This window comes from Rhizobium sp. TH135 (assembly GCF_002855515.1).
GTDB lineage: Bacteria > Pseudomonadota > Alphaproteobacteria > Rhizobiales > Rhizobiaceae > Allorhizobium.
Map to the genome: position 1 here is coordinate 333,225 of NZ_PKRP01000003.1, position 26,307 is coordinate 359,531.

Consider the following 26,307-nt stretch of genomic DNA (forward strand, 5'->3'; position numbering starts at 1 on the left):
GATCAACGCTCCACCAGGGCCATCTTGGCATTGAACCAGTTCATGAAGAGCGAGGTCACAATGCTGATGGAGAGATAGACGACGAGCCAGATCGAGACGATCTCGATGGCCTGACCTGTCTGGTTCAACGTCGTACCGCCGGTCGAAACCAGTTCGGGGAAGCCGACGGCCACACCGAGCGACGAGTTCTTCGTCAGGTTGAGATACTGGCTTGTCAGCGGCGGAATGATGATGCGCATCGCCTGGGGCACGATCACCAGACGCGTCGTGGTCGAGGGCTGCAGGCCAAGGGCGGATGCTGCCTCCGTCTGTCCCTTCGAGACGCCCTTGATGCCGGCGCGGATGATTTCCGCGATGAAGGCGGCCGTGTAGAAGGAGAGCGCGAGGTAGAGGGCAACGAATTCAGGCGCGATGACCGCACCGCCCGACATGTTGAAGCGGCTTGCGACCGGGTAGTCGAAGGTGAGCGGCGAGCCGGCGGCGAGGAAGGCGATCAGCGGCAAACCGACGATCAGCCCAAGGCCAACCCATCCGGTCGGGAAGATCTGGCCGGTGCGCATCTGACGGGCCTTGGCCCAGCGTGCAACGACGATGGTCGCGACAATGCCGATCAGGAGCGCAATCGGGATAATACCCGCGCCATCTCCCCAGATCGGCTTGGGGAAGGCCAGACCACGGTTGTTGAGGAAGGTAGAGAAGGGCAGTTCGAGGGAATCGCGCGGCTGTGGCAGCGTCGATAGCACGCCCGAGTACCAGAAGAAGATGACGAGCAGCGGCGGCAGGTTGCGGAACGCTTCCACATAGACCGTGCAAAGCTTGGCAATCAGCCAGTTTCTCGACAGGCGACCAATGCCAATCAGGAAGCCGATGATCGTTGCGGTGATGATGCCCGTTACGGCGACAAGGATCGTATTCAGCAGGCCGACGAGAATGGCGCGGCCATAGGTCGAATCCGCCGTGTAGGCGATCAGGCTCTGGCCGATGTCGAAGCCGGCGCGGCCATTCAGGAAGTCGTAGCCCGTTGCGGTGTTGCTCCGGGCGAGGTTTTCGATGGTGTTGTTCGCGATGGTCCAGACGATAAACGTCATGATGGCGATCGTAGCGACCTGAAAGAAGATCGATCTTGCTTTCGGATCGTAGATCAGCGAGCCCACGCTCTGCCCACCGGCAGGTATACTGGTGGCGTGATCTGTCATGCTGTGCCAAATCCCCGGGGCTTCTTTGAGCCCTTAACTGTTCTTGTTTTTGAAAACAGCCGGCATTCTTTAATTGCGCTGCTGACCGCAGCGTCCGTGCCGGTCTGAACCCGTCGTCCCGATAAGCGCGAGGCGGCTTTCGCCGCCTCGCAAACGTCAGCCGGATCTTAGCGGATCGGCGGAGCGTACTGCAGACCGCCCTTGGTCCACAGGGCGTTTACGCCGCGCTCGATCTTGAGCGGGGTGCTGGTGCCGATGTTGCGCTCAAAGACTTCGCCGTAGTTACCGACACCCTTGATGATGTTGTAGGCCCAGTCATTGGTCAGGCCGAGGTCGGTACCGATCTTGGTGTCGGCTTCAGCGCCGAGGAAGCGCTTGATATCAGGGTTGGTGGTGGTCGACTTGATTTCGTCGACGTTTGCCTGGGTGATGCCGAATTCTTCAGCTGTCACCAGTGCATAATGCGTCCACGATACGACGTCGAACCACTGGTCGTCACCCTGGCGAACGGCCGGGCCAAGCGGCTCCTTGGAGATGATTTCCGGCAGAATAACGTGCTCGTCCGGGTTGGTCAGCGTCAGACGCAGCGAATACAGGCCCGACTGGTCGGTCGTGTAAACGTCGCAACGGCCAGCCTGATAGGCAGCGTTGACTTCTTCCAGCTTTTCGAAAACGACCGGCTTGTATTCGAGGTTGTTGGCCTTGAAGTAGTCGGCAAGGTTCAGTTCGGTCGTGGTGCCGGACTGTACGCAGACGGCAGCGCCCGAGAGTTCGAGGGCCGACTTTACGTTGAGCGCCTTGGTGACCATGAAGCCCTGGCCGTCATAATAGTTGACGGTGCGGAAGTTGAAGCCGAGCGCGGTGTCGCGGCTGATGGTCCAGGTCGTGTTACGGGCAAGCATGTCGACTTCGCCGGACTGCAGCGCGGTGAAGCGGCTCTGTGCGGTGGTCGGTGTGTACTTTACCTTCGTGGCATCGCCGAATACGGCGGCAGCGACAGCCTTGCAGTAGTCGACGTCGAAACCGGTCCAGTTGCCGGCTGCGTCCGGCGATGCAAAGCCGGCGAGACCCGTGTTCACGCCGCACTGGACGAAACCCTTGGCCTTCACGTCATCGAGCGTTGCAGCGGATGCAGCAGACGCGCCAAAACCCAGGACCGCAGCGCCGATGGCGGCTGACAGGAACTTGTTGTTCATTTTTCCCAACCTTTTTTCTCTTGTTGTATGCCAGCGACGGCTTGCTGCTGAAACCAACAGCGCACGTCGGCTCACGGCCTCCCGGTGCGAGCCTTCATATCTCAGTCGCAAATGCGGACAGGGTCAAGTCTTTATGCCGCGAATTGGCCACAAAAGCGCGAATTTACCAAAATCGCCCTCCAAATAGGCAAAAATGTGTGGTTTTTGGCCCAAAGTGATGAAAATGACGCCTTTTTGACTGTGCTGATATGCGTAAGCAGCAAGACTTGCGCTTCGGATCACGGAATTGTGCAACTTGACCGGCCCTCCCGGAGGCGCGAAAACCACGCTATCCGACCGTGAGGAATCTTGAATCCATGAGCAAATCCAAAGACTGGCTGGCCGCCGCCGGCACCGATACGAAACTGTGCCATGTCGGCTATGATCCTGAAGACTACCACGGGTTCGTCAATCCGCCGGTGGTGCATGCCTCGACGGTTCTGTTCCCCAACGCGAGGGCCATGGAAACGCGTTCGCAGCCCTATACCTATGGCACGCGCGGAACTCCCACGACTGATGCTCTCTGCCGCGCAATCGATGCGTTGGAAGGCTCGGCCGGCACGATCCTCGTCCCGTCGGGGCTCGCCGCCATCACCGTGCCGTTTCTAGCTTTCCTCTCGGCGGGCGACCACGCGCTGATCGTTGATTCCGTCTATTCGCCATGCCGCCATTTCTGCGACACGATGCTGACCCGTCTCGGGGTCGAAGTCGAATATTACGACCCGGAGATCGGCGCCGATATCGAGCGGCTGATCCGACCCAACACCAAATTGGTGCATACCGAGGCGCCCGGCTCCAACACCATGGAAATGCAGGATATCCGAGCGATTTCCGACGCGGCCCACAAGCACGATTGCGTTGTGACCATCGATAACACCTGGGCCACGCCGCTCTATTTCAAGGCGCTCGACTTCGGTGCCGACGTGACCATTCACGCGGCGACCAAGTATCCTTCGGGCCATTCGGACATTCTGATGGGCACGGTCTCGGCCAATGCAAAGCACTGGCCGACGCTGAGCGAAGCCAACATCACGCTTGGCATTTGCGGCGCTCCCGATGACAGCTACCAGATCCTCCGCGGGCTGCGCACCATGGGGCTGAGGCTCGAGCACCATTATAAGAGCGCGCTCTCCGTCGCCCGCTGGCTCGAAGCCCGCGATGACGTGGCGCGTGTGTTGCATCCGGCCTTGGAGAGCTTCCCGGGTCACGCGCTCTGGAAGCGCGACTTCAAGGGCGCAAGCGGCGTCTTCTCCTTCGTGCTTCCGGCTCCGTCCCGGGAAAAGATTAAGCCGAAGGCGCATGCCTTCCTGGATGCGCTGCAGCTCTTCGGGCTGGGTTGGTCCTGGGGTGGCTATGAGAGCCTGGCGGTGCACGTCAATCTGGATGACCGAAAGATCCGCAAGGGCCCAACCGATGGCGCGGTGATCCGTCTGCAGATCGGTCTTGAGAATGTCGAGGACATCACCGCCGACCTCGAACGCGGCTTTGCCGAAGCGGCTGCCGTCTGATTGACGGTTCCTGACCTCAGTCGCCGATCCGATGGCCGTAGAGCCAGTCGAGATCGGCGGCGAGCTTTTCGGCCGGCCGAAGCGAAAGAACGATATCGCGCCCGATTCGAAACGGGCCACGGGCGTGATAGGCGAAGCGATTGAAGTCGCCGCGTGCCTTGACCCGCGCAGCCCTTCCCTTTCGCTCGGTCGAGAACGTGGCAAGCGCCAAGGGGAGGGGTGCCCGGGCGACATGGGCGGCAAGCGAGAACGCGTCCTCGATGGCCATCGCAGCACCCTGGGCCGAGAACGGCATCATCGCATGCGCCGCGTCGCCGATCAGCACCGTGTCGCGACCATTGTGCCAATTGCCGTCGGAGGCCTCGTAAAGCGGCCAGAAGGTCGGCTGCTCAGCGCTGGCAAGAATTGTCCTGATGTCGAGGTGCCAGCCGGAAAATTGTTCGAGCAGCATGGCGCGCCGTGCCGCATCTGCATCGATCGCCCAGCTCTCATCACTCTTCGTGCCGGCAGCGATCGCCACGAGGTTGAAGCCGTCGATCTCCTTCAGCGGATAGCTGACCAGATGCGCCTTCGCCCCGAGATAGGCTGTCACGCCATTGCGAGACAGAAACGAAGGAGCGCCGCTCTGGGAGATGGTGAAGCGCCAGGCAATATTGCCGGAGAAGCTGACTGTGGGACTGCCGGGAATGGCATCCCGTGCGACCGACCAGGCGCCATCGGCGCCGATCACGAGATCCGGCTTGTGACCGGTGGTCGACCCCAGGGCTTCTGCGCCGATCCCCTGCACCCGTTGGCCGAGATGCAGCCGGCAGAGCGGTTGATGGAGCACGGCGCGCAACAGCGCCTGCTGTAGGGTCGAGCGATGCAGGACGCCATAGGGATAGCCCCAGCGTTCGCGGGCGAAACTGCCAGCCGGGACCGAAGCCAGGGCGCGCAAGTCCCTTCCCGAAACGAGGCTGATAGCATTTGGCTCAAGCCAGTGCTGTTCCAGATCGGAGAGCACGCCGAGAGACGCCAGCACCCGTGTGGCATTCGGCGAGAGCTGCAGACCCGCGCCGACTTCGCCGAGCTGTGGCGCCTGTTCGATGATGTCTGAGGAAATACCCTTGCGCGCGAGCGCCAGGGCAGCGGTCAACCCCGCCATCCCGGCTCCGACGATGGCGGCGTGCTTGATGGACATGGGAACTATGCCGATCGTGACGCTTGGGTCACGCTGCCTTGACGTGGAAGACGCAGCCCGCCGGGTTCGTCTGCTCGGCCTTCAGGCTCGGATTGTAGCGATAGAGCGTCGAGCAGTAGGAACAGACCTTCTCGTTGTCATGTCCCATGTCGATGAAGATATGCGGATGGTCGAAGGGCACGGAAGCGCCGGTGCACATGAATTCCTTCACGCCGACTTCGATCACGCGATGACCGCCGTCGTTCTGAAAATGGGGAATGGTGTGGCCGGCCATGTCTTGCTCCGAGAATGCTTTGCGAGTTTGCGCGGACATTAGCGCCGTCCTTCCGAAAAGTGTAGAGCCGGCGGCGGGCAAAAGTCACAGAAAATCGGTCTGCGGCAATTGATGTCAGGATGCTGTTGGCTATGGTTGCGGCCTCAAGGCAATAAGGACCCATTCATGAATCTCGACGCCCCGCCGTTTTCCAACTTTCACAATGACGGGCTCGAGCTTGCCTATTTCGACGATGGCGACCCGGCAGGCGATCCGATCTTGCTCATTCATGGCTTTGCCTCGTCGGCGAGCGTCAACTGGGTCTATCCGGGTTGGCTGAGAACGCTTGGGGACGCTGGCTACCGGGTGATCGCGATTGACAATCGCGGCCATGGTGCGAGCACCAAGCCGCATGATCCGGAAGCCTACCATCCGACATCCATGGCGGGGGATGCTGCAGCTCTCCTGACCCATCTCGGCATCGCCGAGGCCCATGTCATGGGTTATTCGATGGGCGCGCGCATCTCCGCCTTTCTCGCCATCGAGCATCCCGACCGTGTGCGCTCGCTCGTCTTCGGGGGGCTCGGCATCGGCATGTGTGATGGTGTCGGTGACTGGGATCCGATCGCCGACGCCTTGCTTGCTCCGTCGCTGGATGACGTCACGCATGAGCGCGGCCGCATGTTCCGTGCCTTTGCAGACCAGACCAAGTCGGATCGGCTGGCGCTGGCAGCCTGCATCCGGACGTCGCGGGATCTCGTGCGCCGTGAGGATATCGCCAAAGTCGATATTCCCTGCCTGATTGGTGTTGGGACGAAGGATGACATTGCCGGCTCGCCGCATGAACTGGCGGAGTTGATGCCACGCGCTGTCGCGCTCGACATCCCCAACCGGGACCACATGCTTGCCGTTGGCGATCGCGTGTTCAAGAAAGCGGCGCTGGATTTTTACGACACGCTAGCGGACCGTTGAGCCTCAGCGACCGGTGAAGACGGGGCGTCTGCGCTCGGCAAAGGCTGCGCGCCCCTCGCGATAATCCGCGCTCTCGAAGGTCGAAGCTCCGATGATTTCCGCCTCGCGCAGAAGGTCGTCGTCACCAAGCTCGACGGCCCGCAAGGCGAGCTTTGAGGCCCGGAGCGACAGCGGCGCGTTGGCCGCAATCGCCTCGGCGAGGATGTCGGTGCGGGTTTCGAGATCGGCGGTCGCTGTAATCTCGCACAGGAAGCCGGCCCCCATCAGCTCTTCCGCCTTGAGCGGCGCGCCAGTGAAGAGCGCCTTTCTTGTCAGCTGGCTGCCCAACCCCCTCACGAAATCCTGCACGGCATCTGCAGGGTAGGCGAGACCGAGTTTGGCGGCGGGGACGGCAAACACCGCTTCGGCGGAGGCGAGCCGCAGATCGGCGGCCGCAGCAAGGCCGAAACCGCCACCATAACAAATGCCCCTGACAGCCGCGATGACAGGGACGGGGGCCTCGCGGATGGTGGCGAAGGCACGGCTGTTCGACGCTTCGTAGATGCGGGCGGTCGCCGCATCTTTCCTTAATTCGGTAAATTCCGAAATATCTGCTCCCGCGCTGAAATCGGCCTGTCCGCCGCCGGCCAGCACGATGACGCGGGCGCCAGCCTCGGCATGCAGCCAGTGGATCGCGTCCGGAATCGCTCGCCACATCGCAGCCGTGATCGCGTTCTTCCGCTGCGGATTGTCGATCACCAGAAGCCCTTTCGCGCCATCGACGAAAGCCTTGATAAAGCCATTGGCAAGGGTGTTCGACTGTTTCATGCGGGCCCCATTTGAGTTCGATCTGTCTTCGACTATATAATGCCATTCCAAGACGAACGAGGAGACCGGCAATGGTCGCACACAACGACGTCCTCAAGACCGAAACCGTCAAGTCCATGGACCCGATCTGGGACAGCCTGCGGCACGAAGCCCGCGTGGCGGCCGATCGTGACCCGATGCTGGCGGCCTTCTTCCATTCGACGGTGCTCAGCCACCGCTCGCTGGAGGAGTGTGTGATCTATCGCATCTGCGAGCGCCTCGACCATTCCGACGTGCCGGCAATCGTGCTGCGTCAGGCTTTCGAAGCGATGATGGCCGACTGGCCGGAATGGAGCTCGATCCTCCGGGTCGATATCCAGGCGGTCTACGATCGCGATCCCGCCTGCACGCGCTTCATGGAGCCGGTGCTCTATTTCAAGGGCTTCCACGCGATCCAGACGCACCGTCTGGCGCATTGGCTGTGGAACAACGGGCGCCGTGATTTTGCACTTTACCTGCAGAGCCGCTCGTCCAACATGTTCCAGACGGACATCAACCCGGCAGCCCATATCGGCAAGGGCATCTTCCTCGACCACGCCACCGGGCTTGTGGTTGGCGAAACCGCCCGCATCGGTGACAATGTTTCGATCCTGCATGGGGTAACCCTCGGCGGTACCGGCAAGGAGGGCGCCGATCGCCATCCGAAGATCGGCGACGGCGTTCTGATCGGGGCAGGGGCAAAGGTGCTCGGCAATATCGAAGTCGGAAGCTGCTCGCGCATCGCGGCGGGCTCGGTGGTCCTGAAGCCCGTGCCGAGATGCACGACGGTTGCGGGCGTTCCGGCGCGCGTGGTTGGGGAGGCGGGTTGCGCCGAGCCTGCGCGGTCGATGGATCAGATGATCGCTTCGGAGGACTGAAGCGGTTTCGCGATCAGCCTGGCGCAGAACGACCCGGCTTGCCGGGGCAAACTTTTCTTTGCGTCTTTACATCGGCGGAAAGGCCGTGCGACAAGCGCGCAAATCGAAACACTCCCCGAAAACAGTCCATGGAGACACAGTGTGAAGCCGGAAGAACTGAAGAAGCTCGACGCTTATTTTAAGCGCACCTTCAATCCCACGATGAGCGTGAAGGCTCGTCCGCGCAAGGACGATTCCGCTGAAGTCTATGTCGGTGACGAGTTTCTCGGCGTTGTCTTCAAGGACGACGAAGACGGTGATCTCTCCTATAATTTCTCGATGGCGATCCTCGACGTCGATCTGACGTAACGCATTCTTGTCGCCGCAATCGGCGGCAAGATTGGATGGAATGAGCGTAAAGCAGGGGGGCTGTACCGAGGCGTACAGGCCCCTTTTTTCTTATCCGGCTTACAATTGACGATTGTTGTGCGATGCACAAATTCACTTGACCCTCTTTGTGCGACTGCTATGTTCGAGGCCTCTGATATGCCGAACAGAAGGAGGAGGCTCACATGTTCAATATCTCTGACGCCAACGTGAAGGGCAAAGAAGCCATGGATGCCATGCTGAAGAATTATTCTGAGGTCACGAAGGGCTTCCAGGCGATCGCCACCGAAGCAACGGACTATTCCAAGAAGTCGTTTCAGGACATGGCTTCCTATATGGAAGCACTGACATCGGTGAAGAGCGTCGAGGCGGCTTTCGAGCTCCAGACCTCCTTCATGAAGTCCTCGTACGAGAGCTTTGTCGCCGAAGCGACGAAGATGGGCGAGATGTACGCCGAACTCGCCAAGATCGCCTACAAGCCCTACGAGGGCGTGGTCGGCAAGGCTATGGCGCCGATGTCGGCTGCCGCCTGATCGAAGCTTGCGTGTAACATGCGAGACCGGCCGCGCCCTGCGCGGCCGGTCTTGTCATTTGTGCCTGCTGGTATAACCTGATCGTTCACTTTTCTCGCTTTTCCGGGCTTCGTGACAAATTGTCGTCATGGCAGCCCGGGGGGCTTAAAATCACCGCATAATGAACTACCTTACTGTGCTGAGTGTTCGTCCGCACCGATGTGTAACGGCAAACCGGCCGGACAACGGAGAATGAACTGAAATGACTGCCAAGCCGGTCTTCATGCAAAGCCAGGGTGACGGGGAAAACGCCAATCGCGGCACCTCGGTGATCACTCGCACCAAGCCGAAGACGAAGAAGCCAGATCTGTATCGCGTACTGCTTCTGAACGACGACTACACCCCGATGGAGTTTGTGATCCACATTCTGGAGCGCTTCTTCCAAAAGGACAGGGAAGCTGCCACCCGCATCATGCTGCATGTGCATAATCATGGAGTCGGCGAATGTGGTGTCTTCACCTACGAAGTCGCCGAAACAAAAGTCTCACAGGTGATGGATTTCGCCAGGCAACATGAACATCCGCTTCAATGCGTCATGGAAAAGAAGTGAGGATCAGACGTGCCAACATTTTCACCCAGCCTCGAAAAAGCGCTGCATCAGGCCCTGACCTACGCCAACGAGCGTCACCATGAATATGCGACGCTGGAGCACCTGCTGCTCGCTCTGATCGACGACGCTGATGCCGCCGCCGTAATGGGGGCCTGCAACGTCAACCTCGACGCCTTGCGCAAGACCGTGACCGACTTCGTCGACAATGATCTCGCCAACCTGATCACCGGTTACGACGAGGATTCAAAGCCGACATCCAGCTTCCAGCGCGTTATCCAGCGCGCCGTGATCCATGTCCAGTCGTCCGGTCGCGAAGAAGTCACCGGCGCAAACGTGCTCGTCGCCATCTTCGCCGAGCGCGAGAGCAATGCTGCCTATTTCCTGCAGGAGCAGGAGATGACGCGCTACGACGCCGTCAACTACATCTCGCATGGTATCGGCAAGCGCCCCGGCGCATCGCAGGTCCGCAGCCCCCGCGGCTCGGACGAGGGCGAGCCTGAGGCCAAGCAGGGTCGTGAGCCGGAGGAAGGTTCGGCCAAGAGCAAGCAGGAGGCCCTCAAGGCCTATTGCGTCAACCTCAACGAAAAGGCCAAGACCGGCCGCATCGATCCGCTGATCGGACGCCACGACGAAGTGAACCGCACGATCCAGGTGCTTTGCCGTCGTTCCAAGAACAACCCGCTTTATGTGGGCGACCCGGGCGTCGGCAAGACGGCAATCGCCGAAGGCCTTGCCAAGCGCATCGTCGAGGGCAAGGTGCCGGAAGCCCTGGCCGACGCCACCATCTTCTCGCTCGACATGGGCACGCTGCTCGCCGGCACACGCTATCGCGGTGACTTTGAAGAGCGGCTGAAGCTGGTCGTCAAGGAACTTGAAGATTATCCGGGTGCGGTGCTCTTCATCGATGAGATCCACACCGTGATCGGTGCAGGTGCCACCTCGGGCGGCGCCATGGATGCGTCGAACCTGTTGAAGCCGGCGCTTTCCTCGGGGGCGATCCGCTGCATCGGTTCGACCACCTACAAGGAATACCGCCAGTTCTTCGAAAAGGACCGGGCGCTGGTCCGCCGCTTCCAGAAGATCGACGTCAACGAACCGTCGATCGATGATGCGATCGAGATCATGAAGGGTCTGAAGCCCTATTTCGAGGACTACCACAAGCTCCGTTACACCAACGAGGCGATCAAGTCGGCTGTCGAACTCTCGGCCCGCTACATCTCTGACCGTAAGCTGCCCGACAAGGCGATCGACGTGATCGATGAGACGGGTGCGGCCCAGATGCTGCTGCCCGCCTCCAAGCGCCGCAAGCTGATCACTGAGAAGGAGATCGAGGTCACCATCGCAACGATGGCCCGCATCCCGCCCAAGACCGTATCCAAGGACGACGAGATGGTTCTCGCCAACCTGGAGAAGGAACTGCGTTCGGTCGTCTACGGTCAGGACAAGGCCATCGAAGCTCTGTCGACGTCGATCAAGCTCGCCCGTGCCGGTCTTCGCGAACCGAACAAGCCGATTGGCTCCTACGTCTTCTCTGGCCCGACCGGCGTCGGCAAGACGGAAGTCGCCAAGCAGCTTGCGGCCTCGCTCGGCGTCGAACTGCTGCGCTTCGACATGTCGGAATACATGGAGCGGCACACGGTCTCGCGCCTGCTTGGTGCACCTCCCGGCTATGTCGGCTTCGACCAGGGCGGCCTCCTGACCGATGGCGTCGACCAGCATCCGCACTCGGTCGTGCTGCTCGATGAAATCGAGAAGGCGCATCCGGATATCTACAACATCCTGTTGCAGGTCATGGACCATGGCCAGCTGACGGATCACAACGGCAAGAAGATCGACTTCCGCAACGTCATCCTGATCATGACGACGAATGCGGGCGCGTCGGAAATGGCGAAGTCGGCAATCGGCTTCGGCTCTTCGAAGCGCACCGGCGAAGACGAGGAGGCGCTGAACCGCCTGTTCACGCCGGAATTCCGCAACCGCCTCGACGCGACGATCCCGTTTGCGCCGCTGCCGACGGAAGTCATTCATCAGGTCGTGCAGAAGTTCGTCATGCAGCTGGAAGCCCAGCTGTCCGAGCGCAACGTGACCTTCGATCTGTCCGAATCTGCCATCGCCTGGTTGGCGAAGAGCGGTTACGACGAAAAGATGGGTGCCCGTCCGCTGGGTCGTGTCATCCAGGAGCACATCAAGAAGCCGCTCGCCAACGAGATCCTGTTTGGCAAGCTGAAGAAGGGCGGCGTCGTGAAGGTCGGTACAAAGACCGACGAGAGCGGCACCGAGGTGCTTGATCTGGAAGCGATTTCCGAAGTGGCGCCCGTCAAGCCCAAGCCCGAAGCCGAAGTGGCCTCCGCAAAGCCCGCCAAGGCCAAGCGCAAGCCAGCGACCAAGGCCTCGGTGATCGAGGATGAGGGCGATGTGGCGGTGATCGACGAAGCACCGAAGCAGCCCAAGCGGTCGGCCGTGCCGAAGGTGCCGAAGAAGAAGTAAGCACCATCAGTTGAGAGACCCGTGCCGGGCTTAGCGCCCGGCACTTTCTTTTTGCCGAACCGGAAATTCAGATGTCTTCGGCCACTTCCGATATTTCACAGACACGGTGGTTTTTCACCGGCATGCGCGGGCTGTTCAGTCTGCCCGCCATAATCCTCATGATCTCCTTCGTCGGCTTCTCCGCCTTTGCGCTTCAATCCGGCGTGAGCCGCACCGAAGCCATGGTCATGACGGCGACCGTCTGGGCTCTCCCGGCCAAGATGATCTTGATCGGTACCATGACGAGTGGCGCCAACCTGCTCGCCATCTTCCTCGCCGTCTCACTGTCCTCGATCCGCATGATGCCGATGGTCGCGTCCTTGGTGCCGGAGATGCGCACCGAGAAAACCCCGACCTGGTTGCTGCTCTTCCTGTCGCATTTCGTCGCAATCACCGCCTGGGTCTTCGCGATGGGAAGCTTCAAGAACGTCCCGAGAGAGGGACGTGTCGCGTATTTCGCCGGCTTCGGCATCACCCTCGTGACGGTCAATACTATTCTTGTCGGCGTCTGCTACGGGCTGGTTTCCCAGTTTCCGCCTGTCGTCGCAGCCCTCCTCTTCTTCCTGACGCCCGTCTATTTCACCGCGTCCATCTGGGCCACGGGCCGACAATCGGTCGTCAAGGTCGCCTTCATCGTCGGCGTGGTCTCCGGCCCTGTGCTCGCCGTCCTCGTACCCGGATTTGATATCCTGATCGCGGGTCTTGGTGGTGGAACGCTTGCCTATCTCTTCGATCGCTACGTGATCCGTGGTGAAAAGGCACAGGCGAGATCTGACCAGCCGGATGCCGCAGTCTCGACCGAGGAGGTGGTATGATCGAAGACTACTGGCCTTATGTGGTGATCATCGTCGCTGGCTGGCTGGCCACGGATTTCTGGCGCTGGATGGGCGTGCTGGCCGGCAACCGGCTGCAGGAGGGCTCCGAGGCGCTGAACTGGGTGAGGGCGGTTGCAACAGCGCTGGTCATGGCGGTCACGGCAAAACTCGTCGTCTTTCCGACCGGTGCGCTGGAAGCCTCGCCCTTGTGGTTGCGCCTGGCGGCAGCCGGAATCGGCTTTGCAGCCTTCCTTCTGTCCGGCCAGCGCGTCATCGTTGGCGTTGTCGTGCCCCTGGCGATCCTGGGGGCGGGCCTGATCTGGCTCTGAGATCATACGCGTTCACAGACGCGCGAGCAGGCTGGTATTGCCACATTTCGCTCCCCACATCGGATTCCTGATCAACAGGAGGAAAGCGAAATGTCAAAAGTAGTACGCTTCCGAAAGCTGAAACACGGGGATCCGCCCCGCTTCAAGGTTCTGCCGGATGATTTGAGCAAGCGGTCATCAAGGCGTGATAGCTGGAGCTCGACCGGCTCCTTTCCCATCATGGTCCTTGTCCTGGTCGGCATCGCCGCCGTCGTTGTCGTCGGCGGCCTGGTCGCCTGACGTCTGGCCAGGACTGGTCACGCGGCGCTCGTCTCAGAGCGCCGCCTTGATCTTTTCGGCCTGGGCCTTCAGCATTTCGACATCAGCCATCCCGCCGGCATGCGGCTTGAGCGGCACGCCCTCGTGACGCGGGATGACATGGAAATGCAGGTGGAAGACGGTCTGGCCGGCCGACGGTTCATTGAACTGCGCGATATAGATGCCATCAGCCTCGAAGGCCTCCATGGCGGCATTGGCCAGTTTCTGCACAACTGGCATCAGCTTTGCCAGCACCGCTGGATCGGCATCAAGCAGATTGCGTGAACCCTGCTTCGGGATCACCAGAAGGTGGCCCGGCGCCTGTGGCATGACGTCCATGAAGGCGAGCGTATCCTCGTCCTCGTAGAGCTTCACCGATGGAATATCGCCGGCGAGGATCTTGGCGAAGATGTTGTTGGGATCATAGGCGGTCATGGCTGTCTCCTCGATTGTCGGGGCCACTTAACGGCAAGCCTGCGCCGGCTTCAAGAGCGCGGCAGCGCTCTCAACCGTCGAATTCCTCGCCGTCGCGCGGCACCCGCTCGCCTTTGCGGAAGGGTGTGTGTTCGCCGAGATATTCGCCGGCCTGGGCAACCTCACGGCGCTCATGCGCGAGATAGTCGGCAACAGCCCGGCGCAGGCCCGGATGAGCGATGAAATGGGCGGAATGGGTGAGAACCGGTTCATAGCCGCGTGCCAGCTTATGCTCGCCCTGGGCACCCGCCTCGACCCGATCGAGACCCTTCTCCAGCGCGAAGTCGATCGCCTGATGATAGCAGACCTCGAAATGCAAGAAGGGATGGTCCTCGATGCAGCCCCAATGGCGACCATAAAGGGCTTCCGCACCGATGAAGTTGATGGCGCCGGCCACATATCGCCCATTTCGCTTCGCCATCACCAGCAGGATGTCGTCGGGCATGCGCTCACCGACCAGCGAATAGAAGAGGCGGGTCAGATAAGGCCTGCCCCACTTGCGGCTGCCTGTGTCGATGTAAAAGCGGAAGAACTGGTCCCAGATGTCCTCGGTGAGGTCCGCTCCCGTCAGCCAGTCGATGCTGACGCCGTTTTCGAGGGCTGCCCGGCGCTCCTTGCGCAGGTTCTTGCGCTTCGACGACGAGAGTTCAGCGAGAAACGCCTCGTGGTTCGCATAGCCGCGATTGATGAAGTGGAACTGCTGATCCGTCCGATGCAGAAATTGGGCTTCCGTAAGGGAAGATAGCTCACCTTGCGGAAGGAAGGTCACATGCGCCGATGAGGTGCCGAGTTCACCGGCCACCTGCTGCAGTCCATGCGCCAGTAGCCCTTGGATCCGCGTGACATCCTCACCATGGCGCACGAGCAGCCGCGGCCCTGTTGCCGGCGTAAACGGAATGGATGCCTGGAGCTTGGGATAATAACGCCCGCCAGCCCGGTGGAAGGCATCCGCCCATCCATGGTCGAAGACATATTCGCCCTGGCTGTGGCTCTTGAGATAGCAGGGAATGGCGCCGAGAAGCCGCCCTTCCTCTTCCAGCAAAAGGTGATGGCCCATCCAGCCGGTCTCGGCTGTCGCCGAGCCGGATTCTTCGAGTGCCGAAAGGAAGGCATGCGAGGTGAAGGGATTGTAGCCCGGCTCCGAACGGGAGGCCCCGGAGAGAAGACCCCATTCACTGGATGGGATCTCCTGGAAGGAGCGCACTACACGGATCGTCACCTCGTCTGCCATGGATCTCCCGTCAGGCAATCGCCGGCGACTGGCGCGGGTCGAAGCCTTCGAATGTCATCTGATCAGCATAGTTATAGGTCTGTGCCCGCATGATTTCATCCCTGACGGTCCAGGTAATCACGGGTGTGCCCTTTTCACGCAGTCCGGTGACGAAATCATTCGGCAGATGCGCCACGCAATAGGAGGTGAAGTCCAGTCCGAGATCCATGGCTTCCTTGTGGGCGCTGAGGTTCTCCGGCTTGACGCCTTCCGCCGTGAGGCCGACCGGCCAGGGGCATTCCGCCACTTTCAGCGCGCGCAGGAGGTGATAGTCGAAGCTCATCAGCGCGACCTTGCCCTCATAACCCTCTAGCACCTCAAGTACCGCCTCGACGAAGCCGTCATCATGCTCGGCATCGATGCCCTTGAGCTCGATCACCAGCGGCACCCGGCCCTTCACGAGGTCCAGCATCTGGCGAAGCGTCGGGATCTTGTCGGCGGTTCCACCGATCGACAGCATGCGCAATTCGCCAGCGGTGCGTTCGCGCACTTCACCATTCATGTTGCAGAGCCGCTGCAGGTCGTGGTCGTGGAACACCATGGGGACGCTGTCGGACGAGAGCTGGATGTCACATTCGATGGCGAAGCCTGCCTCAATGGCCCGTTTGAAAGCTGAGAGTGTGTTTTCCCAGATTTGGCTGTTCATGTCGTGATAGCCGCGATGGGCGACCGGCAGGTCCTTGATCCAGTCAACCGAACTCACAGCGCAATCTCCAGGATGGCGTCGATTTCGACGGCGGCATTCAGCGGCAGTTGCGCAACGCCTACGGCAGCGCGTGCATGTTTGCCGGCGTCACCCAACACGTTCGCGATCAGGTTCGAGGCACCGTTGATCACGAGGTGCTGCTCGATAAAGCCCGGGGCCGAAGCGACGAAACCATTCAGCTTCACGACACGGGTGATCCGCGACAGGTCGCCGGACAGTGCGGCTTTCGCCTGAGCGAGGATGTTGATGGCGCAGAGTTCGGCCGCCCGCTGGGCGTCGGCGAGCACGACATCGCCGCCGACAAGACCCGTCACCGCCACTTTTCCGCCTTCAATCGGCAACTGGCCGGAGAGGAACAGCAGGTTTCCGCTGATCACATAGGGCACGTAATTGGCGGCAGGGGCAGCAGCTTCAGGCAGGCTGATGCCCAGCGCTGCAAGGCGGCCGTCGATTGTGTCGGACATGGTCGATTCCCGGTCTGTTGATAAAAGTTGAGAAAGTTGTGGCGACGAAAAGCATGTCTCGCTTTTGCCGGATGTGTTCTTATAACATCGATGACGAGTCCAACAGGAGGGTGTCGATGTTTCCTTTGCGAATGGCGGTCCGTGCGACGCTTTCCCTTGCTGCCTTTGGCGCGGCGGGGCAGGCGGCATATGCGGCGACCGTCGGCCTTGTGCCGCATCGCGCCGTCTACGAGATCGTGCTGAAAGAGGCATCCGACCGCTCCGGGATCGAATCCGTGCGCGGTCGCATGGTCTATGAATTCAGTGGTTCGGCCTGCAAGGGCTTCAACACCCAGTTCCGCTTCGTGACCCGCATTGATGTGGGCGAGGGCGTGCGCGTCACCGACCAGCGTTCGACTACCTTCGAGGACGTGCCTGCTGGCAAGTTCCGATTCGAGAACAAATCCTTCACCGACGACCAGTTGGACAAGGACGTCAGCGGTGCAGCGGCCGAAGCCGGCGGCAAGGTCAAGATCGAGCTGACCGGACCCGATAGGCGCGATATCGAGCTCGCCGACAGCCGCTTTCCAGCCGAGCACATGCTTGAAGTGATCGCCCGCGCCCGCAAGGGCGAGCGCGTCTTCGAATCGCGTATCTTCGACGGTTCCGAAGACGGCGATCAGACCTTCCTGACGACCACGATTGTCGGCGGCCCGCAGAAGTCGGCGAAGACCGATCCGGAAGCCAAGGCTCTGGCAACGCTCGGAACGCAGGACTACTGGCCGGTCTCGATCGCCTATTTCGACGAGAAGACGAGGGGCGACCAGGAGCCGATCTACAGCCAGTCCTTCAAGCTCTACGAAAACGGCGTGACCCGTGACCTGACGCTCGACTACGGCGACTTCGTCTTGGCCGGCAAGCTGACCAAGCTCGAAGTGCTCGGCAAGCCCGACGGCGATTGCCAGTAAACCGGCTCGATTGCCGGAATTCGGCGCTTCCGCTATTGATTTTTGACCGACGCCCCTGTATGGCCGGCGTCATTCCACACGCGAGACTTGGGATCGTCAGGGAGAAATCCTGTCGTTTCCGCCCGGTGGCTGGCTGAAAGGCCTGCTGTTTGTCTCGCGGGGGTTAAACCGGAAAAGGAGAAAAAGGCATGGCATTGCCTGATTTTAGCATGCGTCAGCTTCTGGAAGCTGGCGTTCACTTCGGTCACCAGACGCACCGCTGGAACCCGAAGATGAAGCCGTACATCTTCGGCGATCGTAACAACATCCACATCATCGACCTGGCTCAGACCGTTCCGATGCTGTCGCGCGCCCTTCAGGTCGTGTCCGACACCGTCGCTCGTGGCGGCCGCGTTCTGTTCGTTGGCACCAAGCGTCAGGCTTCGGAAATCATCGCTGATTCCGCCAAGCGTTCGGCCCAGTACTACGTCAACTCCCGCTGGCTCGGCGGCATGATGACCAACTGGAAGACCATTTCGAACTCGATCGCCCGTCTGCGCAAGCTCGACGAGATCCTGGCTTCGGAAGCGTCTGGCTACTCCAAGAAGGAGCGCCTGAACCTCGAGCGCGAACGCGAAAAGCTTGAAAAGGCTCTGGGCGGTATCCGCGATATGGGCGGCACCCCGGACCTGATGTTCATCATCGACACCAACAAGGAAAAGATCGCGATCGACGAAGCCAAGCGCCTCGGCATCCCGGTTGTTGCTGTCATCGACTCGAACTGCGATCCGGACCTCATCGACTATCCGATCCCGGGCAACGACGACGCTTCGCGCGCCATCTCGCTCTATTGCGACCTGATCTCGCGCGCTGCCATCGACGGCATCGCTCGCCAGCAGGGCGCCTCGGGTCGTGACATCGGCGCGTCTGCCGAAGCTCCGATCGAGCCGGCTCTCGAGACCGAAGCAGAAGCTTAATCGCTTTACGTGGCGGGTAACCGCCGCTTTTTCCCGTCAAGGGAATGGCCGCCTGCAAGCTCGCCTGAGCAGCGGGCGGCCTCCGTTCTTCAAGATGCCATTCGCGTCACGCGAGAAGGTGTCGAAGGCGGCCGATTGTTTCCGTGGTGACCCGCTTCATCACGTTGTCATACATCCGGGTACATTTCGTCCCCAACCTAGCGGTTCACCGTTCCCCTCGCGGCCACGGGTCGACCGCCTGAACAGACAAGAGGCACACAATGGCTGAAATCACTGCAGCACTGGTAAAAGAACTGCGCGAAAAGTCCGGCGCAGGCATGATGGATTGCAAGAAGGCTCTCATCGAGAACGACGGTGACGTCGAAGCCGCCATCGACTGGCTGCGCGCCAAGGGTATCGCCAAGGCTGACAAGAAGTCGGGCCGCACGGCAGCTGAAGGCCTGATCGGCATCAACGGCGCCGGCACCTCGGCCGTTGTCGTCGAACTCAACTCCGAAACCGACTTCGTTGCCCGTAACGATGCCTTCCAGGAACTCGTCCGCGGCGTGGCGTCTGTTGCCATCGGCACCGACGGTTCGGTCGACGCAATCGGCGCTGCCACCTATCCGGCAACCGGCAAGTCCGTCACAGACACCATCAAGGATGCAATCGCCCATATCGGCGAGAACATGACGCTGCGTCGCGCCGTCAAGCTCTCGGTCGAAGACGGTGTTGTTGCAACCTACGTCCACAACGCTGCTTCTGAAGGCCTCGGCAAGCTCGGCGTTCTCGTCGCGCTGAAGTCGACCGGCAACAAGGACGTACTGGCTGCCATCGGCCGCCAGGTCGCCATGCACATCGCTGCAACCAACCCGCTCGCCATCCGTTCGGAAGAAGTCGATGCTGCTGTCGCCGAGCGCGAGCGCAACGTCTTCATCGAACAGTCGCGCGCCTCGGGCAAGCCGGAAGCCATCATCGAAAAGATGGTTGAAGGCCGCATGCGCAAGTTCTTCGAAGAAGTCGCTCTTCTCTCGCAGGCTTTCGTCATCAACCCGGACCTGACCGTCGGCGACGCCATCAAGGCTGCCGAGAAGGACGCTGGCGCCCCGATCGAAGTGACCGGCATGGCTCGCCTGCTGCTCGGCGAAGGCATCGAAAAGGAAGAGTCCGACTTCGCTGCCGAAGTCGCAGCTGTCGCCAAGGGCTGATAGCGCTTTTCCCCTTCTTCAAGGGAAAACATTGGGGCATCGCGTGACAACGCGATGCCCTTCGTGTATCCGGCACAGAATTGTTCTCGGGAGCTTTCATGTCAGCCAAGCCATTGTTCAAACGCGTCCTCCTCAAGGCTTCCGGTGAAGCCCTCATGGGCAGTCAGGGATTCGGGATCGATGTCGCAGTGGCCGATCGGATCGCTGGCGATATCGCTGAAGCCCGCCGCATGGGCGTCGAAGTCGGCGTCGTCGTCGGCGGTGGCAACATCTTCCGCGGCGTAGCCGTTGCATCCAAGGGCGGCGATCGCGTCACCGGCGACCACATGGGCATGCTGGCGACTGTCATCAACGCGCTGGCACTTGCAACCTCGCTGCGCAAACTCGACATCGACACGGTTGTTCTGTCGGCAATCGCCATGCCGGAAATCTGTGAGAGCTTCTCGCAGCGCGCCGCCTTGCACCATCTGGCGCAGGGCAGGGTGGTGATCTTCGCCGGCGGCACCGGCAACCCGTTCTTCACCACCGATTCCGCCGCAGCCCTCCGCGCCGCCGAGATCGGCGCCCAGGCGATCTTTAAGGGAACCCAGGTCGACGGCATCTACTCCGCCGATCCGAAGAAGGACCCCACCGCGACGCGCTTCGACAGCCTGACGCATGACGAGGTCCTGCAGAAGGGTCTGGCCGTCATGGACGTCGCGGCAGTTGCCCTTGCGCGCGAAAATCACATTCCGATCATCGTCTTCTCGATCCATGAGAAGGGTGGCTTCGGCGAAATCCTGTCTGGCGCCGGTCGCATGACCATCGTCACCGACAACTGATCACAGGCAAGGGCGGCATCGCTGGATGTCGCCGACTGAAAGAGCAATGGGAGAACCATGATGACCGCAGGGGTTGATCTCAACGACATTAAGCGCCGCATGGACGGTGCGATCAATGCATTCAAGAACGACATCGCATCGCTGCGCACGGGGCGTGCCTCGGCCAACATTCTCGATCCGGTCACGGTCGATGCCTATGGTTCGCGCGTGCCGCTGAACCAGGTGGCGAACGTCACCGTGCCGGAGCCGCGCATGCTCGGCGTTTCGATCTGGGACAAGTCGATGGTCAACGCCGTCGACCGCGCCATCCGCGAAGCCAATCTCGGGCTGAACCCGATCGTTGACGGCCAGAACCTGCGCATTCCGCTGCCTGAACTCAACGAAGAGCGCCGCAAGTCGCTCGTCAAGGTCGCGCACGACTACGCCGAAAAGGCCAAGGTCGCCATCCGCCACGTACGTCGTGACGGCATGGACGGTTTGAAGAAGGCCGAAAAGGACGGTTCGATCAGCCAGGACGACAGCCGCTCCCTCTCTGACAAGGTGCAGAAGATGACCGACGAGACGATTGTCGACATCGACCGCTTGCTCGTCGAGAAGGAAAAGGAAATCATGCAGGTTTAAGCGAGAGTCGCTGTATATCGTCCTCTCTGAGCCGCTTGGATCCTTGCCAATGTCGACAGTTCAACATCGCATCGTCCCGCAGCATGTTGCGATCATCATGGATGGCAATGGGCGCTGGGCGAATGCGCGCGGCTTGCCGCGCACCTTCGGCCACCGCAAGGGGGTGGAGGCTGTCCGCGAAACCGTGAAGGCTGCCGGCGAGGCGGGCGTTGCTTTTCTGACGCTGTTTGCCTTCTCCTCCGAGAACTGGCGGCGCCCGGAAGCCGAGGTGAACGAGCTTTTCGGACTGCTGAAAGCCTTCATCCGCCGCGACCTTGCTGACCTCCATCGCGAGGGTGTGCGGATCCGGGTGATCGGAGAGCGACAGAACCTGCGCGACGACATTCGCTCGCTGCTGCTCGAGGCCGAAGAGACCACGGTCGGCAATACGGCCATGACCCTCGTCATCGCCTTCAACTACGGCTCCCGTGACGAAATCGCACGGGCAGCAGCCCGCCTGGCGGCAGAAGTCCAGGCCGGTCGGCTCGATCCGTCTCAAATTGACGCACAGAAGCTCAACGACTGCCTGGATACGGCGGGTATCCCTGATCCCGATCTCGTCATCCGCACGAGCGGCGAGGAGCGGTTGTCGAATTTCCTGCTCTGGCAGGCGGCCTATGCGGAACTGATGTTCGTGCCGGATTTCTGGCCCGACTTCACGCCGGCGCTCTTTCATTCCGTCCTGGAACGATACGCCGCCCGCGATCGCCGATTCGGCGGTCTCTCGGCGAAAGCCGTGGCGGTCGGCTCATGACCCTGACCATGTCGCGCGAGCTGCAGCTCAGGATCGTCTCTGCCATCGTGATGATCGTCTTGGTCCTTTCGGCGACCTGGTTAGGCGGTTTGGCCTTCAAGGCTGTGGCGGCAGCGATCGGTCTGTTGATCTATTACGAATGGTCCACGATTACGCGGCTCGCGGAAGGCAGCCTGAGGGCGAATGCCTTCGGTTGGTTGTCGATGGCGTTGATCAGCCTCAACATGCTGTTTGGACAGGCCGAACTGACCGTGCCGCTCTTTGCTGGTCTTGTGATCACATCTGCCATTCCCTCTTTGTTGCGCCGTGTCAGCTGGTGGCAGCCCGGCGGGCTGTTCTATGCTGGTCTGAGCGCCATTTCGCTGTCCGCCATCCGGGGTGAGGATTCGCTCGGCTTCATCGCCATGCTCTTCGTCTTCGTGGTGGTCTGGGCAACCGACATCCTGGCTTACTTCGTCGGGCGGGCCATCGGAGGCCCGAAGCTTGCCCCGCGCATATCGCCCGGCAAGACATGGTCCGGCGCCATTGGCGGGACCGTGTCCGGTGTGGCCGGTGGACTTTTGGTGGCAATGGCCCATTTCCAGGACGTCGGCATATGGGTGGTGCTGGTGGCGCTCGCTCTTTCGATAGCAAGCCAGATCGGTGACCTCTTTGAATCCTTTATCAAGCGGCGATTTGGCGTGAAGGATTCGAGCAAGCTCATTCCCGGCCATGGTGGTGTGATGGACCGCGTTGACGGCCTTGTATTTGCCTGTTTTGCCGCGTTTTTCTTGGCCATCGGCAGTTCCGCCGGAAGTGCCAATGCCGTCGTGTCCATGGGAGCCTTCCTCTTCGGTCTTTGAGGATCGGTTCAATCCGGCAGTCGACGGCGTCAACCTTCGCCAAGTGCGAGATCAGGATACGGATAGATGGATCACATCAGCGCAATCTTCAGTTTCCTCGGCGGGTATATCCTGCCGTACATCCTGATCCTGTCACTGCTCGTTTTCATCCATGAAATGGGCCACTATCTGGCGGGGCGCTGGTCGGGCATCCGGATCCTCGCCTTCTCCGTCGGCTTCGGTCCTGAGCTGATCGGTTATACGGACAGCCACGGAACCCGCTGGAAGATTTCAGCAATCCCTCTCGGGGGCTATGTACGCTTCTTCGGTGACGCAGATGCTGCGAGCCGCCCTGATGGCTCGATGGCCGAAGAGCTGACCGAGCAGGAACGCGCTCAGACACTGAACGGCGCAAAGCTGTGGAAGCGCGCCGTGACCGTCGCCGCAGGCCCGCTTGCCAATTTTCTGCTCGCCATCGTAATCTTCGCCGGGATGTTCGCAACCATGGGCAAGCCGGTCTCCGATCCTGTTGTGGCCGATATCAAGCCGGGCAGTGCCGCGGAGGTCGCCGGCATTGCGCGTGGCGACGTTCTGGTTGCCCTGGATGGTCGCACCATCGAGACCTTCGACGATGTTGTGCGCTACATCACAATGCGGCCGGAAGTACCGGTCGAAGTGACGGTCCGCCGCGATGGTCAGGAAGTCGATTTCGATCTGGTTCCGCAACGGGCTGTCACCACCGATCGCTTCGGCAACGAGATGGAAGTCGGCCAGATCGGCATCATCACCGACCAGCAGGCTGGCAATTTCCGAATCGTCGAACTGTCCCCACTTCAGGCTCTGTGGGAAGGAGTCCGCCAGACCGGCCATATCGTGACCGGCACGTTCGATTATATCGGCAACATGATTGCGGGCCGTATGAACGCGGATCAGCTGGGCGGACCGGTGCGAGTTGTCCAGGCATCCGGGGAGATGGCGACACTCGGCGTTATCGCCCTGTTAAATCTGGCCGCGGTTCTTTCCGTTTCTCTGGGGCTTTTGAACTTGTTCCCAGTTCCGGTGCTTGACGGGGGGCATCTCGTTCTCTACGCGATTGAAGCAGTGCGAGGGAGGCCGATGGGTCAGGGCGCACAGGAAATCGCCTTCCGCATCGGTATGGCCATGATCCTGTCTCTGATGGTTTTTGCCACCTGGAACGATATCAGCCGGTTGATTGGCTAGCGGGGGAGCTTGCAAGCTGCGAAAGGGTTTGTTTACGATGTTTCAAATTGATAGTGGCGATTGGGCCACGCGTTGAAATGAAGTAAACAGAAATTAACTCGCACACTTGCTTGTAGGGTAAAACCCGCTAAAACCACACACGGGCCGGAGTCGGGTAACGACTGCGGGGCAATGGAAGAAGGTAAAGTATACACATGAAGGCTGGTTCAAAGTTTTTGAACGCAGTATCGGCGGTCGCGCTGTCTGCTGGTGTTGTGTCTTCGGGAGCAGGTATTGCCGTCCTCGCATCGGCCGTTGCGGCCGAAGCTGCAGTGGTTCAGCGTATCGACGTACGCGGCGCTCAGCGTGTTGGGCCTGAGGCTGTACGCTCCAACCTTTCGATCCAGCCGGGTCGGACTTTCTCCAATGCCGACATCGATGAATCGGTCAAGCGTCTCTACGCGACCGGCTTCTTCTCTGATGTTCAGATTTCGGTATCCGGCGGTACGCTCGTCGTCACAGTTGCTGAAAACCAGCTGATCAATCAGGTGGTGTTCAACGGCAACCGCAAGATCAAGGACGACAAGCTTCAGGGCATCGTCCAGACCCAGGCTCAGGGTCCTTACAGCGATAGCCTCATCAGCGCCGACATCCAGCGCATCCGCGAAGCCTATGGCGCCATTGGCCGTAGCGACGTCGAAGTCACGACGCAGGTCGTGCCGGTCGCAGAAGGCCGCGTGAACCTGGCTTTCGTGATCAACGAAGGCGAGCGCACCAAGATCAGCTCGATCAACTTCGTCGGCAACAGCGCCTATTCCGACGGTCGTCTGGCCGCCGTTCTGCAGACCAAGGAATCGGGCATCCTGTCCTTCCTGACCCGCAAGGACGTCTACAATGAAGACAAGCTGCGCGCCGATGAAGAAGCGCTGCGCCAGTTCTATTACAACCATGGTTATGCCGACTTCCGCGTGATCTCTTCTGAGGCCGTGCTGAACGAAACCGGCAACGAATACACCATCAACATCACGGTCGACGAAGGCCAACGCTATCGCTTTGGTGCGGTATCGGTTGAATCGACTGTTGATGGCATCGACGGTTCGGAGCTTCAGGGCCTCCTGGAGACGCGTGAAGGCGACACCTACAGCGCCCGCGACGTCCAGAAGTCGATGGAAGCGATTTCCCGCCGCGTATCTTCGGCTGGCTATCCCTTTGCCCGCGTTGTGCCGCGTGGTGACCGCAACTTCGAAACCAACACCATCGGGGTGACCTATCTGGTCGACCAGGGTGAGCGCGCCTACGTTGAGCGCATCGAAGTGCGTGGCAACACTCGTACCCGCGACTACGTCATCCGCCGCGAATTCGACATCTCCGAAGGCGACGCCTTCAACCAGGAGACTATCTCGCGCGCCAAGCGCCGTCTGGAAGCTCTCGGCTTCTTCTCCGCGGTCAACATCTCGACCCAGGCTGGCAGCTCGCCGGACCGCGTGGTCGTGATTGTTGATGTTCAGGATCAGCCGACTGGTTCGTTCGGCATCGGTGCTGGTTACTCCGTCGGCGATGGTGGCCTGGTTCTCGAAGCGTCTGTCGAAGAAAAGAACTTCCTCGGTCGTGGCCAGTTCATTCGTCTTGCTGCCGGTGGCGGCTTCGACGACACGCAGACCTACAACTTCTCGTTCACCGAGCCCTATTTCCTCGGTTACCGTCTGGCCGCCGGCTTCGATCTCTTCAAGAGCTCGACCAGCAGCAACACCTATTACGACTACGAGGAGCAGGGTGGTACCATTCGGGTCACCGCGCCTATTACTGAAGACCTTGCGACCACCCTTCGGTATACGTACAAAGAAATCGACTACATTAACGATGGTGCGAACTCTGGAAATACGGCTCAGCCGTACCTTGATGTAATTGAGCAAGGCACCTGGAAGCAGTCGATCCTCGGTCACTCGATCGTTTACAACACGGTCGACGATCGCCAGAACCCACATGAAGGCATCTATGCGAGCTTTACGCATGAATATGCCGGTCTCGGTGGCGACTCCGAATACTACAAGGCCTTCATCCGCGCCCGCATGTTCTACACCCTGTCGGACGAGTTCGACATCGTAGGCTCGCTGGCTGGTTCGGCCGGTCACGTCGTTGCCCTCGGTGACAACCTGAACGTCTTTGATCAGTTCAAGATCGGCGGCAAGGAAATCCGTGGCTTCGATAATAGCGGTATCGGTCCTCGCATGGGCGATGACTCGATCGGCGGTACGACGTACTTCACGGCGTCCGCAGAGGCAACATTCCCGCTTCCGCTGGTTCCGCAGGATCTCGGCTTCCGCGGCGCAGTCTTTGCTGATGCCGGTACGCTGTTCGGAAGCGAACTTGCGAGTGACACGGGAGCCGACGGGACCGGAATGTCTCTCCGTGCATCTGTCGGTGCTGGCCTCGTCTGGAATTCGCCCTTCGGTGCTCTTCGCGTCGACTACGCGGTTCCGGTCGCCAAGGAAGACTTCGACGAGACCCAGGAATTCCGCTTCAGCATGGCGAACCAGTTCTAACA

Annotated in this window: 28 protein-coding genes; 19 read left to right on the forward strand and 9 right to left on the reverse strand. The window is 60.4% G+C overall.

Annotated features, from left to right (window positions below; translation table 11 throughout):
- Positions 1-2: 2 nt before the first annotated feature.
- Positions 3-1,196, reverse strand: a complete 1,194-nt coding sequence (locus tag C0V73_RS10585) for an amino acid ABC transporter permease (RefSeq protein WP_102019959.1) — start codon at positions 1,194-1,196, stop codon at positions 3-5.
- A 167-nt stretch (positions 1,197-1,363) separates the two neighbouring features.
- Positions 1,364-2,392, reverse strand: a complete 1,029-nt coding sequence (locus tag C0V73_RS10590) for an amino acid ABC transporter substrate-binding protein (RefSeq protein ID WP_102019960.1) — start codon at positions 2,390-2,392, stop codon at positions 1,364-1,366.
- Positions 2,393-2,748: 356 nt separating this feature from the next.
- On the opposite strand from C0V73_RS10590, the gene C0V73_RS10595 reads away from it, so the two are divergent.
- A complete protein-coding gene (locus C0V73_RS10595) occupies positions 2,749-3,939 on the forward strand; it encodes a cystathionine beta-lyase (protein ID WP_102019961.1) in 1,191 nt (396 codons plus the stop codon).
- A 16-nt stretch (positions 3,940-3,955) separates the two neighbouring features.
- Here the strand turns inward: C0V73_RS10595 and C0V73_RS10600 are convergent, their stop codons facing one another.
- Both C0V73_RS10600 and C0V73_RS10605 read right to left on the reverse strand, forming a co-directional pair.
- On the reverse strand, positions 3,956-5,119 hold the full coding sequence (locus tag C0V73_RS10600) for an FAD-dependent monooxygenase (RefSeq protein WP_102019962.1): 1,164 nt from the start codon (positions 5,117-5,119) through the stop codon (positions 3,956-3,958).
- A 28-nt stretch (positions 5,120-5,147) separates the two neighbouring features.
- Positions 5,148-5,393 (reverse strand): zinc-finger domain-containing protein, encoded by a 246-nt coding sequence (locus C0V73_RS10605; protein WP_102019963.1) that lies wholly within the window; start codon positions 5,391-5,393, stop codon positions 5,148-5,150.
- Positions 5,394-5,558: 165 nt separating this feature from the next.
- Here C0V73_RS10605 and C0V73_RS10610 point away from each other — a divergent pair, with 165 nt between their 5' ends.
- Positions 5,559-6,344, forward strand: coding sequence for an alpha/beta hydrolase (locus C0V73_RS10610; RefSeq protein ID WP_102019964.1), 786 nt, complete (start codon positions 5,559-5,561; stop codon positions 6,342-6,344).
- Between the two features lie 3 nt (positions 6,345-6,347).
- On the opposite strand, the gene C0V73_RS10615 is transcribed toward C0V73_RS10610, so the two are convergent.
- Positions 6,348-7,151 (reverse strand): enoyl-CoA hydratase-related protein, encoded by an 804-nt coding sequence (locus tag C0V73_RS10615; protein ID WP_102019965.1) that lies wholly within the window; start codon positions 7,149-7,151, stop codon positions 6,348-6,350.
- A 71-nt stretch (positions 7,152-7,222) separates the two neighbouring features.
- Between C0V73_RS10615 and cysE the strand changes: the two genes are divergently transcribed.
- The 8 genes from cysE (at position 7,223) to C0V73_RS10655 (ending at position 13,484) form a co-directional block, all read left to right on the forward strand.
- A complete protein-coding gene (gene cysE / locus C0V73_RS10620) occupies positions 7,223-8,047 on the forward strand; it encodes a serine O-acetyltransferase (protein WP_102019966.1) in 825 nt (274 codons plus the stop codon).
- 141 nt (positions 8,048-8,188) lie between these two features.
- On the forward strand, positions 8,189-8,395 hold the full coding sequence (locus C0V73_RS10625; protein ID WP_076396262.1) for a DUF3126 family protein: 207 nt from the start codon (positions 8,189-8,191) through the stop codon (positions 8,393-8,395).
- Positions 8,396-8,598: 203 nt separating this feature from the next.
- Positions 8,599-8,946: a phasin family protein gene (locus C0V73_RS10630; RefSeq protein ID WP_102019967.1), complete on the forward strand. Its 348-nt coding sequence runs from the start codon at positions 8,599-8,601 to the stop codon at positions 8,944-8,946.
- 241 nt (positions 8,947-9,187) lie between these two features.
- Positions 9,188-9,535, forward strand: coding sequence for an ATP-dependent Clp protease adapter ClpS (gene clpS / locus C0V73_RS10635; protein ID WP_102019968.1), 348 nt, complete (start codon positions 9,188-9,190; stop codon positions 9,533-9,535).
- A gap of 9 nt (positions 9,536-9,544) precedes the next feature.
- Positions 9,545-12,022 carry an ATP-dependent Clp protease ATP-binding subunit ClpA gene (gene clpA / locus C0V73_RS10640; protein ID WP_102019969.1) on the forward strand — a complete coding sequence of 826 codons (2,478 nt, stop codon included), beginning with the start codon at positions 9,545-9,547 and terminating at the stop codon, positions 12,020-12,022.
- A 71-nt stretch (positions 12,023-12,093) separates the two neighbouring features.
- Positions 12,094-12,876 (forward strand): AzlC family ABC transporter permease, encoded by a 783-nt coding sequence (locus C0V73_RS10645; RefSeq protein ID WP_102019970.1) that lies wholly within the window; start codon positions 12,094-12,096, stop codon positions 12,874-12,876.
- On the forward strand, positions 12,873-13,205 hold the full coding sequence (locus C0V73_RS10650) for an AzlD domain-containing protein (RefSeq protein ID WP_102019971.1): 333 nt from the start codon (positions 12,873-12,875) through the stop codon (positions 13,203-13,205). Before C0V73_RS10645 ends, C0V73_RS10650 begins: the two co-directional genes overlap by 4 nt.
- Positions 13,206-13,295: 90 nt before the next feature.
- The gene (locus tag C0V73_RS10655; protein WP_102019972.1) at positions 13,296-13,484 is read left to right on the forward strand and encodes a hypothetical protein; all 189 of its coding nucleotides are present in this window, start codon (positions 13,296-13,298) and stop codon (positions 13,482-13,484) included.
- A gap of 33 nt (positions 13,485-13,517) precedes the next feature.
- On the opposite strand, the gene C0V73_RS10660 is transcribed toward C0V73_RS10655, so the two are convergent.
- From C0V73_RS10660 to C0V73_RS10675, 4 genes are all read right to left on the reverse strand, one after another.
- The gene (locus tag C0V73_RS10660; protein ID WP_102019973.1) at positions 13,518-13,937 is read right to left on the reverse strand and encodes an HIT family protein; all 420 of its coding nucleotides are present in this window, start codon (positions 13,935-13,937) and stop codon (positions 13,518-13,520) included.
- A 70-nt stretch (positions 13,938-14,007) separates the two neighbouring features.
- Entirely contained in the window at positions 14,008-15,207 is a 1,200-nt protein-coding gene (locus C0V73_RS10665; protein ID WP_102019974.1) for a GNAT family N-acetyltransferase, read from the reverse strand.
- A gap of 10 nt (positions 15,208-15,217) precedes the next feature.
- Complete coding sequence (locus C0V73_RS10670; RefSeq protein ID WP_102019975.1) at positions 15,218-15,949, reverse strand: glycerophosphodiester phosphodiesterase; 732 nt, start codon at positions 15,947-15,949, stop codon at positions 15,218-15,220.
- On the reverse strand, positions 15,946-16,416 hold the full coding sequence (locus tag C0V73_RS10675; RefSeq protein WP_102019976.1) for a RidA family protein: 471 nt from the start codon (positions 16,414-16,416) through the stop codon (positions 15,946-15,948). The genes C0V73_RS10670 and C0V73_RS10675 overlap by 4 nt, the downstream gene beginning before the upstream one ends.
- A gap of 116 nt (positions 16,417-16,532) precedes the next feature.
- Between C0V73_RS10675 and C0V73_RS10680 the strand changes: the two genes are divergently transcribed.
- The 9 genes from C0V73_RS10680 (at position 16,533) to bamA (ending at position 26,305) form a co-directional block, all read left to right on the forward strand.
- Complete coding sequence (locus C0V73_RS10680; RefSeq protein WP_102019977.1) at positions 16,533-17,363, forward strand: cell envelope integrity EipB family protein; 831 nt, start codon at positions 16,533-16,535, stop codon at positions 17,361-17,363.
- 188 nt (positions 17,364-17,551) lie between these two features.
- Complete coding sequence (gene rpsB / locus C0V73_RS10685; RefSeq protein WP_102019978.1) at positions 17,552-18,319, forward strand: 30S ribosomal protein S2; 768 nt, start codon at positions 17,552-17,554, stop codon at positions 18,317-18,319.
- A 260-nt stretch (positions 18,320-18,579) separates the two neighbouring features.
- A complete protein-coding gene (gene tsf / locus C0V73_RS10690) occupies positions 18,580-19,506 on the forward strand; it encodes a translation elongation factor Ts (RefSeq protein ID WP_102019979.1) in 927 nt (308 codons plus the stop codon).
- A 98-nt stretch (positions 19,507-19,604) separates the two neighbouring features.
- Positions 19,605-20,327 carry a UMP kinase gene (gene pyrH, locus C0V73_RS10695; RefSeq protein ID WP_102019980.1) on the forward strand — a complete coding sequence of 241 codons (723 nt, stop codon included), beginning with the start codon at positions 19,605-19,607 and terminating at the stop codon, positions 20,325-20,327.
- Between the two features lie 60 nt (positions 20,328-20,387).
- Positions 20,388-20,948, forward strand: coding sequence for a ribosome recycling factor (gene frr / locus C0V73_RS10700; RefSeq protein ID WP_102020345.1), 561 nt, complete (start codon positions 20,388-20,390; stop codon positions 20,946-20,948).
- Between the two features lie 49 nt (positions 20,949-20,997).
- On the forward strand, positions 20,998-21,741 hold the full coding sequence (locus C0V73_RS10705; protein ID WP_102019981.1) for an isoprenyl transferase: 744 nt from the start codon (positions 20,998-21,000) through the stop codon (positions 21,739-21,741).
- 8 nt (positions 21,742-21,749) lie between these two features.
- Positions 21,750-22,583: a phosphatidate cytidylyltransferase gene (locus tag C0V73_RS10710; RefSeq protein WP_102020346.1), complete on the forward strand. Its 834-nt coding sequence runs from the start codon at positions 21,750-21,752 to the stop codon at positions 22,581-22,583.
- 66 nt (positions 22,584-22,649) lie between these two features.
- Positions 22,650-23,783 (forward strand): RIP metalloprotease RseP, encoded by a 1,134-nt coding sequence (gene rseP / locus C0V73_RS10715; RefSeq protein ID WP_102019982.1) that lies wholly within the window; start codon positions 22,650-22,652, stop codon positions 23,781-23,783.
- A 194-nt stretch (positions 23,784-23,977) separates the two neighbouring features.
- Entirely contained in the window at positions 23,978-26,305 is a 2,328-nt protein-coding gene (bamA, locus tag C0V73_RS10720) for an outer membrane protein assembly factor BamA (RefSeq protein ID WP_102019983.1), read from the forward strand.
- Positions 26,306-26,307 lie beyond the last annotated feature (2 nt).

Bases quoted from the DNA above. Each gene is read 5' to 3' on its own strand.
- C0V73_RS10585 (WP_102019959.1), bottom strand. From the start codon at position 1,196: ATGACAGATCACGCCACCAGTATACCTGCCGGTGGGCAGAGCGTGGGC.
- C0V73_RS10590 (WP_102019960.1), bottom strand. From the start codon at position 2,392: ATGAACAACAAGTTCCTGTCAGCCGCCATCGGCGCTGCGGTCCTGGGT.
- C0V73_RS10595 (WP_102019961.1), top strand. From the start codon at position 2,749: ATGAGCAAATCCAAAGACTGGCTGGCCGCCGCCGGCACCGATACGAAA.
- C0V73_RS10600 (WP_102019962.1), bottom strand. From the start codon at position 5,119: ATGTCCATCAAGCACGCCGCCATCGTCGGAGCCGGGATGGCGGGGTTG.
- C0V73_RS10605 (WP_102019963.1), bottom strand. From the start codon at position 5,393: ATGGCCGGCCACACCATTCCCCATTTTCAGAACGACGGCGGTCATCGC.
- C0V73_RS10610 (WP_102019964.1), top strand. From the start codon at position 5,559: ATGAATCTCGACGCCCCGCCGTTTTCCAACTTTCACAATGACGGGCTC.
- C0V73_RS10615 (WP_102019965.1), bottom strand. From the start codon at position 7,151: ATGAAACAGTCGAACACCCTTGCCAATGGCTTTATCAAGGCTTTCGTC.
- cysE (WP_102019966.1), top strand. From the start codon at position 7,223: ATGGTCGCACACAACGACGTCCTCAAGACCGAAACCGTCAAGTCCATG.
- C0V73_RS10630 (WP_102019967.1), top strand. From the start codon at position 8,599: ATGTTCAATATCTCTGACGCCAACGTGAAGGGCAAAGAAGCCATGGAT.
- clpS (WP_102019968.1), top strand. From the start codon at position 9,188: ATGACTGCCAAGCCGGTCTTCATGCAAAGCCAGGGTGACGGGGAAAAC.
- C0V73_RS10645 (WP_102019970.1), top strand. From the start codon at position 12,094: ATGTCTTCGGCCACTTCCGATATTTCACAGACACGGTGGTTTTTCACC.
- C0V73_RS10650 (WP_102019971.1), top strand. From the start codon at position 12,873: ATGATCGAAGACTACTGGCCTTATGTGGTGATCATCGTCGCTGGCTGG.
- C0V73_RS10655 (WP_102019972.1), top strand. From the start codon at position 13,296: ATGTCAAAAGTAGTACGCTTCCGAAAGCTGAAACACGGGGATCCGCCC.
- C0V73_RS10660 (WP_102019973.1), bottom strand. From the start codon at position 13,937: ATGACCGCCTATGATCCCAACAACATCTTCGCCAAGATCCTCGCCGGC.
- C0V73_RS10665 (WP_102019974.1), bottom strand. From the start codon at position 15,207: ATGGCAGACGAGGTGACGATCCGTGTAGTGCGCTCCTTCCAGGAGATC.
- C0V73_RS10675 (WP_102019976.1), bottom strand. From the start codon at position 16,416: ATGTCCGACACAATCGACGGCCGCCTTGCAGCGCTGGGCATCAGCCTG.
- C0V73_RS10680 (WP_102019977.1), top strand. From the start codon at position 16,533: ATGTTTCCTTTGCGAATGGCGGTCCGTGCGACGCTTTCCCTTGCTGCC.
- rpsB (WP_102019978.1), top strand. From the start codon at position 17,552: ATGGCATTGCCTGATTTTAGCATGCGTCAGCTTCTGGAAGCTGGCGTT.
- tsf (WP_102019979.1), top strand. From the start codon at position 18,580: ATGGCTGAAATCACTGCAGCACTGGTAAAAGAACTGCGCGAAAAGTCC.
- pyrH (WP_102019980.1), top strand. From the start codon at position 19,605: ATGTCAGCCAAGCCATTGTTCAAACGCGTCCTCCTCAAGGCTTCCGGT.
- frr (WP_102020345.1), top strand. From the start codon at position 20,388: ATGACCGCAGGGGTTGATCTCAACGACATTAAGCGCCGCATGGACGGT.
- C0V73_RS10705 (WP_102019981.1), top strand. From the start codon at position 20,998: ATGTCGACAGTTCAACATCGCATCGTCCCGCAGCATGTTGCGATCATC.
- C0V73_RS10710 (WP_102020346.1), top strand. From the start codon at position 21,750: ATGTCGCGCGAGCTGCAGCTCAGGATCGTCTCTGCCATCGTGATGATC.
- rseP (WP_102019982.1), top strand. From the start codon at position 22,650: ATGGATCACATCAGCGCAATCTTCAGTTTCCTCGGCGGGTATATCCTG.
- bamA (WP_102019983.1), top strand. From the start codon at position 23,978: ATGAAGGCTGGTTCAAAGTTTTTGAACGCAGTATCGGCGGTCGCGCTG.